Source organism: Citrobacter sp. Marseille-Q5395 (genome assembly GCF_947057495.1).
Classification (GTDB): Bacteria; Pseudomonadota; Gammaproteobacteria; order Enterobacterales; family Enterobacteriaceae; genus Citrobacter; species Citrobacter murliniae.
The window spans coordinates 326,988-340,037 of record NZ_CAMSEL010000001.1 but is presented as its reverse complement, the minus strand read 5'-3'; the positions used below and the strand labels follow the sequence as shown (position 1 = coordinate 340,037).

Annotated in this window: 10 protein-coding genes; 5 read left to right on the top strand and 5 right to left on the bottom strand. The window is 46.3% G+C overall.

The features are described from left to right. The first annotated feature begins 189 nt into the window (after positions 1 to 189). Positions 190 to 498 carry a LysR family transcriptional regulator gene (locus OH663_RS01535; RefSeq protein ID WP_045447124.1) on the top strand — a complete coding sequence of 103 codons (309 nt, stop codon included), beginning with the start codon at positions 190 to 192 and terminating at the stop codon, positions 496 to 498. Positions 499 to 539: 41 nt separating this feature from the next. On the opposite strand, the gene OH663_RS01530 is transcribed toward OH663_RS01535, so the two are convergent. The 5 genes from OH663_RS01530 to OH663_RS01510 form a co-directional block, all read right to left on the bottom strand. Next, a complete protein-coding gene (locus OH663_RS01530) occupies positions 540 to 1,460 on the bottom strand; it encodes a LysR family transcriptional regulator (protein WP_200009936.1) in 921 nt (306 codons plus the stop codon). Positions 1,461 to 1,551: 91 nt separating this feature from the next. Continuing rightward, the gene (locus tag OH663_RS01525) at positions 1,552 to 2,688 is read right to left on the bottom strand and encodes an HlyD family secretion protein (RefSeq protein WP_045447118.1); all 1,137 of its coding nucleotides are present in this window, start codon (positions 2,686 to 2,688) and stop codon (positions 1,552 to 1,554) included. A 2-nt stretch (positions 2,689 to 2,690) separates the two neighbouring features. Beyond that, positions 2,691 to 3,032, bottom strand: coding sequence for a DUF3302 domain-containing protein (locus OH663_RS01520; protein ID WP_200009935.1), 342 nt, complete (start codon positions 3,030 to 3,032; stop codon positions 2,691 to 2,693). Positions 3,033 to 3,590: 558 nt separating this feature from the next. Further along, on the bottom strand, positions 3,591 to 3,953 hold the full coding sequence (locus OH663_RS01515) for a helix-turn-helix transcriptional regulator (protein ID WP_045447111.1): 363 nt from the start codon (positions 3,951 to 3,953) through the stop codon (positions 3,591 to 3,593). An 89-nt stretch (positions 3,954 to 4,042) separates the two neighbouring features. Continuing rightward, positions 4,043 to 5,527 (bottom strand): EAL domain-containing protein, encoded by a 1,485-nt coding sequence (locus OH663_RS01510; RefSeq protein ID WP_263525675.1) that lies wholly within the window; start codon positions 5,525 to 5,527, stop codon positions 4,043 to 4,045. Positions 5,528 to 6,653: 1,126 nt separating this feature from the next. Here OH663_RS01510 and pgaA point away from each other — a divergent pair. Genes pgaA through pgaD form a run of 4 tightly spaced genes read left to right on the top strand, consistent with a single transcriptional unit; the run spans position 6,654 to position 12,981 of the window. Next, the gene (pgaA, locus tag OH663_RS01505) at positions 6,654 to 9,116 is read left to right on the top strand and encodes a poly-beta-1,6 N-acetyl-D-glucosamine export porin PgaA (RefSeq protein WP_045447104.1); all 2,463 of its coding nucleotides are present in this window, start codon (positions 6,654 to 6,656) and stop codon (positions 9,114 to 9,116) included. A gap of 9 nt (positions 9,117 to 9,125) precedes the next feature. Then, positions 9,126 to 11,147 carry a poly-beta-1,6-N-acetyl-D-glucosamine N-deacetylase PgaB gene (gene pgaB, locus OH663_RS01500; RefSeq protein ID WP_200009933.1) on the top strand — a complete coding sequence of 674 codons (2,022 nt, stop codon included), beginning with the start codon at positions 9,126 to 9,128 and terminating at the stop codon, positions 11,145 to 11,147. Beyond that, a complete protein-coding gene (pgaC, locus tag OH663_RS01495; RefSeq protein ID WP_045447099.1) occupies positions 11,144 to 12,478 on the top strand; it encodes a poly-beta-1,6-N-acetyl-D-glucosamine synthase in 1,335 nt (444 codons plus the stop codon). Before pgaB ends, pgaC begins: the two co-directional genes overlap by 4 nt. Then, positions 12,475 to 12,981, top strand: coding sequence for a poly-beta-1,6-N-acetyl-D-glucosamine biosynthesis protein PgaD (gene pgaD / locus OH663_RS01490; protein ID WP_045447097.1), 507 nt, complete (start codon positions 12,475 to 12,477; stop codon positions 12,979 to 12,981). The genes pgaC and pgaD overlap by 4 nt, the downstream gene beginning before the upstream one ends. Positions 12,982 to 13,050: the final 69 nt, after the last annotated feature.

The window sequence follows — 13,050 nt, the reverse complement described above, 5'->3', positions numbered from 1 at the left end:
TTGTTTAAAATCACTGATTTATCTGAAATAAGTCACCTGATCACTTAACTTTTTCCAGAACTATATGGCTCTAATCACTAACACTTATAGTGTTAGTGATTATTTGATTAATAATTTAAAATACTTATTTTTTGTATTGTTATATGAGACACTGATCAAGTGAATATTGATAGCGTTGAGAGTATAAGTATGCTTGAAAAACATGATTTTGAATGTATAAAGAACATTGATTTAAATTCAGCACTCTACTTTTCTGCGGTGATGAGTTATAAGACAATTTTTAATGCTAGTGTGGTATTAAACTGTTCTGCGCCAACAGTTAGCATCATGCTCAAACGCTTTTGTTCTTACTTTCCCGTTCCATTGTTTGAGAGAGAAGGTCGTTGCCTGAGCCCGACGAAATATGCGGTAGAACTGGATAAAATGATCGGAGAAACATTTTTGAAATTTTCTGTGGCTATGAGCAATGATCCTCGAAAAGTTACGATTTTTAAATGAGCATTGTCTTAATTATCACTCAGAGTAAATCTACAGGCATCTCATTTTTCTTTTGTCATTAGTTCAATTATATAATCCAACGATAGTTGTACTCGTAGCGGAAGATTTTTCCGGTTTCTGTAAATAACGTAGCAATCAATAAAAACTCCCCATTCTGGAGGAAGTACAGACATTATTCCGCTTGTGTCTTTGAGAAGTAGATGGGATGTCACCATATATCCCATTCCATTTCTACAGCAGTTGATGGCTGTATAGATATTGTCAAATTTTAGTTTACCCGTGACGTTGACTGATTTCACTTCAGCCGTTTTTTCATGGGTGAACTCCAGCGCATTTTCATAGCTGTTATTGGCCATCGAACTTAATAAAATGAAAGGATGGCGAGATAACTCTTCTGGGGTCGTGAAAGGGTGATGTTCAAAAAACGCTGGGGTAGCAAAAACATCCATCCGTATCCGCTTTACTTTTCGGGCAATCAGATTCTGATTATGTGGTGGGGAATAGGATATGAGCATGTCACAGGAGTTATTAAAGCTCACGCCCTTAAAGTAGTCCGCGTTATAGTGATTGGATGTTGTTATTGTCACGTTCAAATCGGGGAATCGTTGAAACAATGGCGGCAGAATATTCTCTGCAAGATAAGCCTGCATACCGGAAGGAGAAAAAATATTAACTTCACCAGATGGCGCTTTCTTATAATGGTCGACTAGTTCAAAGAGTTCATCATTTTCAATAATGTACTTTCTAATGTTAGGCAGAAGAGTTTCCCCGAATGCAGTCAGCCTGACCGGACGACTCTCTCGATCAATTATTTTGATTCCTAACGTTTCTTCTACTGCCGCAATACTTTTACTGATGCTGGCTTGGGTCAGGCCGACATTTTTAGCAGACAGACTGAAACTTTTCGTTTCAACAAGGTCCAGGAGTATTTTTAAATCTCTGATTTTTAATTGTTTCATCATGGCTGTTCTGTGAGGATAGTGCCTTGCTTTCAGTGTAGATGATCTACGTCCTGATATAATTACCCGACATCAACGAGGCACAATGAACGGCTTAATGGTCCAGATAGAGGTAGTGCATCCAACTGGTCATGCGTAGTAAAACTTTACGCATAATGGCCACATGAGAAAAATGATCCGAATAGACCGCAACTTGCGCGTATATGCCATCTGGTAATGCATCAATATTCTCATCTGGATTCAGATCGATAAGAGCGAGAACCCCCTCGCTCCCTGGGGTAGCAGTCAAGGATTGAAGCGTCCCCTGGGCCTGATAAGAACCGCCAGGGATCACGGGAAGGACTCCAGCCAGTTTTCCTGTAAAGACCTGGCCGGGCAACGAATTAAAAACGATTTCTGCTTCATCACCAGCTTTCAGGCGCAACAATGAATTCTGACGGAATTGCGCCACAATCTGTCGCTTTTGTTTGGGAATAAATACCATAACCGGGCGCAGCGGCAGCGCTGCCGCAAAAGTACCGGGACGGATCAATACCTGAGTGGCGTAGCCGTCGCTGGGCGCACGGACAACGGTTTGCTCCAAATCGTATTTTGCTTCTGCCAGTTGAGCGCGCAGGCTGGCAACTTGTGATTGTTCGCCGTTGAGGATGCTATCAAGCTGGCTTTTGATTTGTGCTTGTTCGGCAACCGATGATTTTACTGCTGCATCCTGAGCGAGGTAGTTTTGCCGGGCATGATCAATATCACTTTCTGAGAACGGATTCACCTTTGCTTTACTGCCCTGTAAATATCGTTGGTAATCTTTGTATAACCGGTCACGTTGTGCAGTTGCTGTTAACGTATTGGCGATGGCTTCATCCAGTTGTGATTGCAGCGAGTCGGCACTATGGATCGCGGTGACAAGATCGGCCTCAAGTCGCGCAACACGAGCCTGATAACGCGTTGGATCCAGTTCAAAAAGGACTTCACCTTTTTTAATTAGCTGGTTTGACTTATTCGTGATGGTACGAACAATACCTGTCACTTGTGGCGTAACAGGAATGGAGACCACCGCTTTTTGTGCCTTAAAGGTATATGGGTGGTTATAGTTCATTAACAAAATCAGTGCCCCAACCAGAAAGATCCCGCCCAGAGCGGCTGTTGGGATACTCCATTTATTGACCGGTATTTTGAATATTTTAAAGACCAGCCATGCCAGGGCTACGTAAGTCAGAATAATTAATAAATCCACAATTAATTACCTTGAGTGTTATCTGAGTCAGCGTGTTGTTGTTTTTTGAATTGCCGTTCAAGTTCAGCAATACGTAATTGCAAATTTTCATACTGTGGTTGCTGTGCGTTCTGCATTCCCCATCCACGATCGGGGCGATACAACGTGGCCCATATCCATAGGAATGGCCACAGGACATGTAAAGTGAACAGGCTTACCCATCCAGCGACATGTATGGCATCGGCATGCGGGTGATTTCGCTTTTTGGCGATCTCGTAAGGAATATCATGGATGATGATGACACCGTAAAAAATTACCAGGAATACCAGGATTAGCAATCCAAGTGCAAAGTAATTAAGGAACATACTATTCCTCCTCCCTTCGTCGGTTGGGTAAAACTAAGCTCGCCTCTCTGGTTATTGACGTATTACCCCTTCGTGGTGTCTCCAGGGAATAGTACGCTGAGGACAGCGTGCTTGTGCTTTTTAAGGCAATGAACCTGATGCGTCGTTTTTATTTTGTGTTGTTTTAGTGGCTGTTTTAGTGATTTTGGGTTGTTTAAAAATGCCTTGTACATACATTAATGAATGTAGGATACCTTATTCACTTAGTCTCGCTAGCATTAATCGTTTAGATTTATGGAATGATTCCATTAAATGGAACTTAATTTTTATAAATAAATTGCATGGTGAACTTTTTGGTTTTATATTGAAAATGTTTTATAAGGTATCTCAAGTGAGGAGAAAAATTACATTGATGATATTTATGAAACAAGCATGAATGTGTCTAAGAAATAAAATTATATTTTTGAAGTGTCATTTTGACCGCCACCCGTGCGGTCTTTTTTTATGTATTGTTTTGAAATTATTAAAGATACCAGCGTCATACGCTGTAAATAATCAGTGATATATTTACTCTTCATATTATAAAATCTTATGTGTCGCACCTGATTTCCTTAACTCATTGGGCGTTATTTTGTATTTTTTACGAAACGCCCGGCAAAATGACTGCTGAGAACCATATCCGGCATTTAAAGCAATAGTCAGAATAGTGCTCTGGGAGTTGATGAGTTCATGAGCTGCATGATTAAGGTAGGTATCCTTGATGAAACGGCCAAGTGGTATCCCGGTATGAGCTTTAAAAAAAGATTGCAGATAAAATTTTGAAAAGCCAGAAATAGCAGCCAGATCGTCAATCTGTAACTTGTCTTTCCGTCTTTCATTAATAAATATAATCAGTTGGTTAGATACTTCTTTGGTAAATAAATTATTTTTTGAACATTCCATATGTTTTTACCTCTATCATCGAGATGTTTATATACTGGCGAGTGCCTCTGCACGGTATGATGACTACGTTTTGATGTTACTATTCAACATCAGGAATAAAATTGTCTGGTGAAATCCTCCATGGGGATGGGCTTACCGTATAAATATCCTTGCAGAAAAGTAACGTTGTGTGCTTTCAAATAAGCTGCCTGAATTTCATTTTCTACTCCTTCCGCCACCGTTTGCAGGTGTAATCGGCGGGCGAGGTCAATAATATTGTCGATGATATGAACAGAATGCGAATCAATACCTATATTGCTGACAAAGCTTTTGTCGATTTTAAGAATATCGACCTCGAAGTTTTGCAGGTATTTAAGGCTGGAATTGCCGGTGCCGAAATCATCGATAGCGATAAGCACACCCAGTTTGTGCAGTTCTGCCACCAACCTTTCTGTCACACCATCTGTAACAAGTAATTCCCGCTCAGTTAACTCCAGAACCAGCTTAACAGGATTAGCCCTGAATGCCTGGATGAATACCCGGCAGTCTTCCACCAGATTGAAATTTCTTAAGTGACTGGCGCTGATATTGAAAGCGAAATGAAAATCCTTCGGCAGTAAATGTATTAATGGTAAAAACTGTTGACGTACCTGAACCATCAACGCCTGAGTCATCGGCATAATAAGGTTACAGCTTTCTGCCAGAGGAATGAAATTGTCTGGAGGGATGATACCGAGCGTTGGATGTGACCAGCGCATTAGAACCTCGCAACCGACCCAGTGAGTATGCTCTGCGGATACCACTGGCTGGAAGTAAGGAATAAATTCCTGCAATTCCAGAGCCTCATGTAATTCATGTTCTGCAGTTATCTGTCGCCCTGTCCAGCGAAATGCGCTGAAACCAAGAATAGCGGCCAGCAAGGCCCAGGAAACAAGAGAGAATCGTGAGAAGATCCAGAAGTAATGGGCATAATCGGCAGCGGAAATCACCGTAACTATCCGGAATGGATATCTGGTCGAGGCTTGTTCCAGATAACCAGACGTACCGGGGGAGAACGAAGGAATCTCTGGAGTCTGCCATTGCTGTTGTCCAACAACCAGGCCCAGGGGTAAATTGATGCTCATGACACTCAGTTCGGAAAGGATCCTCTCGCCATAGAGTCGGACCACAATACTGTTATTACCGACAACCATTCGGTAGATAATCAGTGGCTGTCCTTTCCTGACCAGCATGTCGCTCATCAGGTAGAGCATCCCGTTGGTATAACTATCAAAGTTAATATTTTCTTCATTGCTACCGTACAGAGATGAACAATAGATTTTATTCCCATGTACCAGGTTTACGCTGCGCACATTCTGCGAGTACGCCACCTGCGTCCTGAGCTTCATCGCGACAGACTCAAGGCAGGGCCGACCAAGATTGTCTTTTACGGCGTAAGCAGCATGCCTGGCACTGTCCAGCGTTCCTTCCACCAGTTGCCGGGCATTTGTCATCCGGATATTAGTGGTTCGTTTGAGGTTTGCTGCCGCCTGCCAGAAGGTGCTGATGAGTCCCAACAGGATGCAAAGCAAGCTCACAAGTATGGTGCGAACCATTCGGTACCTGAGTTGACGCTTCTTTAACAGACCAAATGGCATGACATTACCTCTATACCCTACATGAACTGCGCTTTAGCTTTACTGTTACGTCACCAGAAGGTGGTGCCAGATTTTAGTGTCGTTTAAAAGTACATGACGACCCTTGCTATTCAGTGATACTGGCTTAGCTGCGGTTATAAGAACGGTCAGCGAAGAATATTATATTCAATTTCCTGTAGAATATTTTATTTCGGGCTTAATACGCTACTATAATTTTTAAGCAGGTAAAAGCATCAGTATTATACGCACTGGCGCATTCTTTTTTATATATAAATTTGTTTGTAAAATACCCATATTTATCAATGAGATGAATTTTACATGCTAAAAAATATCTCATTATTATAATTGTTTTAAATAACATTAAAGTTTAAATAATATAAATCATTATTGATTTTTGTGGTTTGCAATTATTAATCGGTATTGATAGCCAGGATGCTTCCTGAACAGCTGTTGATAATATTAATACTGATATTCTAAGGGCCTGTTTTTGCATTTTGTAGGCATTTATTATTCACTTTCGTCTCAATGGCGAGAAAATACTTTTCGTTATTTCATTATTATGGATGTTTCCTCGCTGACTCATACTGGTTACCACTCCATGTAACGTCATGAGCGCTGTCATGATGGGTACACTGCTGGATAATGGTATAGATGAAGGCGCCGGGCCCCCTGAAAGGGATAAACTCTTTTAATAGTTAACAGGCATACAATTACGTTGTGTTTTTATATTTTAAAGTAATAGTAAACTGAGTTACATAACTTTTCCGCCTGGTCTTAAAGCGAGTTCAGAATTCGATCCCAAGAGTATTAGGATATTCTGGTCTAAAATACTTTTTTTGCCTAAGGGTTTTCTTATCATGTAGCCACAGTGTACGCTGAGTGTTAAAATTTATGAGTTTTTGCCCCATTCCGGTAACTAGAGGATGAGGCGCAGGTAGTCAATAAGACGAAAGAATTAAAATGGTTTGCAACCCTATTACGAAATAAGCGGTAGTGCATATAAGATGGTCGACAATCGTTAAGAAATTAAGTTAACTTATTGAAAACGCTTATTTTTACTCTGATGTAAGACATAAGGGCAGATATGTTCAGTATGCGTCGACATACCAACTTCATTAAAAGCTTTAAGTCTGTAACCTGTTTATTTACGGCCTGCGTTCTTTTTCCTGTTCAAACTTCTGCGGCAGCATCTGATTATGACGGTTTGATTATTGAAGCTCGTGAAGGTAATAGTGCGCCGCTCATGCGCTACCTTCAGGAACAGGAAAAGAAATCCTCACTAACGCCAAATCAGGTCGCTGACTGGTTGCAAGTCTCCAGTTGGGCCAATAACAGCGATAAAGAAACGATTGATATTTGGCTGCGATATCGTGGGCAGATGGCTGTGCCTGCGCGTGGGCAAATCGCCGCTGCACGGGCTTTTCGCAATCAGAAAAAATGGAATGATTCGTTAGCCATCTGGGAAAACGTTTTGCAGGAAGATCCTGATAACGTGGATGTACGTACCGGCTGGATAATGACGCTTGCAGATGCTCGCTACAATCAGCAGGCGCTCACCGAAGCGAATAAATGGGCGCAGGCGCACCCGGGAGCTGACTCCGATGCATTGGTGGCCTATGTATACCATTCGCAGGGGAAAAACTGGGATGCATTGTTAGTCGCCAGCCAGGCCAATGATATCGATCCGAGCAACAAAAATGCAAAATCTACGTTGTTATCTGCCCTGTCAGCTAACCGTGTATCCGGGCCTGCGTTAGGGCTAACGGAGGTGGTTCCGACGTCAGATCCTGTTAAACGTCGTCTTGAACTTGATGCGGCAGCAGAAATCGTTCGCTCCTCATATACTTCCGCGCGTAATGAAGAAGAACGTTTTATCGTGGCAGATAAAGCGCTTGCCCGATATGCCCAACTGCTCGCGGCCTGGAAAGATGAACCGTCCGCTCAGGATGATGTTCGCCGGGCAAGGATTGACCGTATGGGCGCTTTGCTGGTGCGCAAGCGTACTGCCGAAGTGATTCAAGAATATGAGTCACTTGAAGCGAGCGGGGAGGTGCCTAACTATGCGAAACGTTGGGTCGCTTCGGCGTGGCTAAGCGAACGTCAGCCGGAAAAAACCGAAGCGATGCTGATGAGCATCTACTATCCGCATGGACCGCTTCCAGTCACTCCTCTCAGTCCTGAAGATCAGCAGGATCTTTTTTATGCGCATATTGATAATGAAAACTTTGCTGCAGCCAAAAAGCAGGTCGACAATTTAATCAAAGAGAGTCCGTATCTGCGACGGATTTATGGTTCACCTACGCCACAGCCTAACGATAACTGGCTGCTTGGTCAGACGTTGCTCACGCAATATCACATTGCTGCCAATGAATTGCCTGAGGCAGAAAAACTCGCGGAACATCTGGCGCGCACGGGATCTGGTAACCAGGGGCTGCGTATAACCTATTCTTCAGTGCTTGAAGCCCGTGGTCTGCCTCGAGCTGCAGAGAAAGAGCTTAAACTGGCCGAAGTTATTGAGCCAAGCAACCTGGAGCTGGAACGCCAGCAGGCCTATGTAGCGCTGGATCTTCAGGAATGGCGGCAGGCCGATGAACTTACCGATGACGTCATTGCCCGTAGCCCGGATGATGAAGCAACGCTGCGCCTGGCCCGCATACGTGATGTTCACAAAATGTCAGAGCTGCGGATCAGCGGCACGCAGGGGATTTCCTCCGATAGCCCGGTCAGTGGTAAGAATGACTTCAACATCAATACCGCCATTTACAGTCCGCCGATTAATGACAACTGGCGACTGTTTACCGGATTCAACTTTGCCACTGGTGAATTTGAAGAAGGAAAGGGTATCAACCGTGACCTGGCTGCCGGTGCGGAATGGACCTCACGCGATTATTGGGCGGAAATGGAAGTTTCGGGCCGTAACTATGGCGATGGTCAGAAAATTGGTGGGCGTCTTTCAGCCTGGCATGATTTTAATGATAACTGGCGCGTCGGCGGTTCGGCGGAGCGTCTTTCTCGTAATACCCCGCTGCGCGCGCTGCGTAGCGGAGTGTATGCAAACGGCGGGGATATGTTTGTCCGCTGGTATCAAAATGAACGACGAGAGTATCAGTTGTCGTTTGCCGCTTCACATTTCTCGGATGGTAACGATCGTATCGAGTACGGGCTGAGCGGAAAAGAGCGCATGTGGACGACGCCGCGCTTCACGCTGGACTTCACACCGGGCATCGGCGGAAGTACCAACACCAAAGAGAATGTGCCGTATTACAACCCTAAGAGTGATTTTTCCGTTGTACCAGGGCTTGCCGCAGAGCAGGTTCTTTACCGCCACTATGACACTGTGTGGACGCAGCAAGGCGTGGCTGGCGTAGGTGGCTACTGGCAGCAAGGTGAAGACGTGGGCGCCATCGTTCAGGTGGGATACGGACAGCGGCTTAAATGGAACAACGTCGTGGATGGCGGGGTGATGTTGGTGTGGGATAAACGCCCCTACGACGGTAAACGTGAGCGGAATATCTCCCTCGCTTTCGATTTGAATGTCAGGTTTTAAGGACTGTACATGTTTAAAAGATGCCTATGGGTTAGCGCATTAATCGCTGGCTGGTTGATGATCACTGCGTGCAGTAGCGCGCACAATACGACCCCGCGCTACGTTCCTCCGGCGGAGCGATCTCCGCTTGCTGCTGATCATCCATGGCCGAAAAATAGCTTCCTGGTGCTGGGCTATCACGATGTAGAGGACGGCGCGGCAGATCAGCGATACCTCTCTGTGCGTACCAGTGCGCTGAGCGATCAGATGGGATGGCTACGTGACAACGGTTATAACCCGATCAGTGTGCAGCAAATTCTGGATGCGCATGACGGGAAAATCGTGCTGCCGGAAAAAGCGGTATTACTCACCTTTGATGATGGTTATAGCAGTTTTTATACCCGCGTGTGGCCGCTGCTGAAAGCCTATAACTGGCCAGCACTGTGGGCACCGGTGGGCAGCTGGGTTGATTCTCCCGCCAATAAAAAAGTTGATTTTGGTGGGCTGATGACGGCGCGAGACAAATTTGCCACCTGGAAAATGGTCGAGGAAATGGGGAAGTCGCCGCTGGTTGAAATTGGTGCGCATACATGGGCATCGCATTTCGGTGGTGAAGCGAACCCGCAGGGAAGTAAAGAACCTGCTGTGGCAAACCGTCTGTACGATAAAAAGACCGGCACTTACGAAACGGACGAACAGTACAATCGCCGTATTAACACTGATATCTCTTTAATCACAAACAAAATAAAATCTGTAACCGGGAAATCGCCACGCGCATGGGTCTGGCCTTATGGCGCAGCCAATGGCACGACATTAAGTCTGGCCAAAGAGCACGGTTACAAGATGGCGTTTACGCTCAACGAAGGGCTGGCAAATGCCGCGTTTCTGGATGATATCCCCCGTGTTCTGATATCTGATAACCCATCCCTTAAGCGCTTTGCCAGCCAGGTCGGCCAGGTGCGTGAACCTCAGACGATGCGCGTTATGCATATCGATCTGGATTATGTGTATGACAAAGATCCTGCCCAACAACGTAGAAATATCGACAAGCTGATCCAGCGTGTCTATGACATGCGTATTTCTCATGTTTTCCTGCAGGCGTATGCCGATCCACAAGGTGACGGAAATATTCACGAGCTTTATTTCCCTAACCGCTGGCTGCCGATGCGTGCCGATCTCTTTAACTATATCTCCTGGCAATTACAAACGCGGGCAGGGGTTACCGTTTATGCCTGGATGCCGGTGCTGGCTTTTGGTCTCGACGACGCTATTCCACGCGTGACGGCATGGGATCCGAAAACCGGACGTAGCGCGATTAATCGTGAGCAGTATGTTCGTCTTTCTCCCTGGGATAGCGAAGCGCGTAAGCGTATCACCGAGATTTATGAAGATCTGGCGAAGCATGCCAGTTTCAAAGGGATTCTGTTCCATGATGATGCTTTCCTGACGGATTTTGAAGATGCGTCGCCGGAGGCTTTAGCCGCATACCGTGCCGCAGGCCTTCCGGGCAGTATTGAGCAAATTCGTAACGATCCTCAGGCATTCGAACGTTGGACTCGCCTGAAAAGTAAGATGCTGACCGACTTTACAAAGGAACTGACCCGCGCGGTACGTAATATTCGCGGCCCACAGGTACAAACCGCACGCAATATTTACGCCATGCCGGTGCTGGAACCAGAAAGTGAAGCCTGGTTCGCGCAGAACCTGAATGATTTCCTCAATACCTATGACTGGACAGCACCTATGGCAATGCCATTGATGGAGAATATTCCGGCCAATGATGCCAACGCCTGGCTGGACAGACTGGTGAATGCCGTTGCACAAACGCCCGGAGCGCTGGATAAGACCGTGTTTGAACTGCAAGCACGAGACTGGCGTAAGTCCGGGGAACAGGCCGAAATCAGCGGTAAACAAATAGCCGAGTGGATGCGCCAGCTTAAGTTAAGCGGTGCGGGTAACTATGGTTATTACCCGGATGATTTCATCAGCGACAAACCCGAGATGTCAGAGATTCGCTCGACGTTCTCATCATACTGGTACCCGCAAAAATGACCGATCGCATTATTGCTTTCCTGATTCTTTGCCTGATGTTCAGTCTGCCGTTTGGCGTGGCTGTCGTTTTTACAGGTGAAGTGATGCTGAACTTCGTCTTCTTCTGGCCCTTGTTCATGTCGGCTTTGTGGATAAGCGGTGGGGTTTACTTCTGGTTTTACCGTGAACGCCACTGGAAATGGGGAGAGGAAACACCGCCGCCGACGCTTGAAGGAAATCCGCTGATTTCGATCTTGATCCCTTGTTATAACGAAGGGATCAATGCGCGTGAAACGATCGGTGCAGCGCTGGCGCAGCGTTATACAAATATTGAAGTTATTGCCATTAACGACGGTTCGACAGATGACACGCACGACGTGCTTGAACAACTGGCAACGGAATACCCGAGCCTGCGGGTGATTCATTTAGCCGAGAACCAGGGGAAAGCCCTGGCGCTCAGGACCGGCGCAGCGGCGGCCCGCAGTGATTATCTTGTCTGCATTGATGGTGATGCTTTACTGGATCGCGATGCCGTCGCCTATATTGTCGCCCCGTTGATACAGTTCCCGCGTGTCGGGGCGGTGACCGGAAACCCGCGCATTCGTACCCGTTCCACGTTAATTGGTCGTGTACAGGTCGGTGAATTCTCCTCGATTATCGGCTTGATTAAGCGCACTCAGCGAGTCTATGGGCAGATCTTTACCGTTTCTGGCGTCATTGCGGCATTTCGTCGTCGTGCTCTGGCTGAGGTGGGGTACTGGAGCCCGGACATGATCACTGAAGATATCGATATCAGTTGGAAGCTGCAATTGCGCCACTGGTCAGTATTCTTTGAACCACGAGCACTGTGCTGGATCCTGATGCCTGAAACGTTAAGAGGATTGTGGAAACAGCGTCTGCGCTGGGCTCAAGGTGGTGCGGAAGTATTTATTGTTAACATGCGTCGCCTGTGGTCTTGGGAATTTCGCCGCATGTGGCCGCTGTTCCTTGAGTTCTGTTTTTCTACCGCCTGGTCATTTGCCTATGCGGTCAGCATTGTGCTGTTCCTTTGCGGGTTATTTTTCCCAATGCCAGACTCGCTATACGTGCAAAACCTGTTCCCGCCAGCATTTACCGGGCTAATACTCGGCGTGGTTTGCTTGCTGCAGTTTGCGGTGAGTCTGATGATTGAACGGCGCTATGAAAAAGGTATCGGCGCTTCGTTGTTCTGGATCATCTGGTTCCCGGTGGTGTACTGGATGCTGAGTCTGTTCACCACGCTGGTTGCTTTCCCCAAAGTGATGCTTAAACGCAAACGCGGCAGAGCGCGTTGGGTAAGCCCTGACCGTGGAATTGGGAGGATAGAATCATGAGCCAGCCACTCATCTTTACCGAACAGCGACTTCTGCCACGTGTAATAGACGTTCTGTTAACGTTTTTTGCCTGGGTTGGATTTCTGTACCTGATCTATAAAGGGCTGATTACGGCACTGGCTCATTCACCCTTTATGGGCGTGAGGCCGTTTTTCACAACTCTGGATACGGTCACTTTTTACATCCTGATCGCATTGATAAACGGTCTGGTGCTCATTGGCTGGGCGAAGTACAACCAGTATCGCTTCCGTGTGGAACGACGCAGTCGCAGGCCTGGGCTTGAAGATCATGAGCTGGCAGAAAGTTTGCGAATTACCCGAGAACTGGTTACCGAGCTGAATAAGGCGAGGGTGCTTACGGTTCATCACCATGAGAATGGTGAAATCGACTATGTGGAAGTGGACAGGCATATTGCCGATAACCGCTTGCCGCCGCCAACACCTGCAATGCTTGAGATGCTACCGTCAGCCAGGGAACGGTTGCACGAAGAAATGAACCGGTGACAGAGAACCTTTGACCCTTGGACTGGATTACGTTCACGGGTTGTATCGTTCCACAGAAGTGAAGAGCAT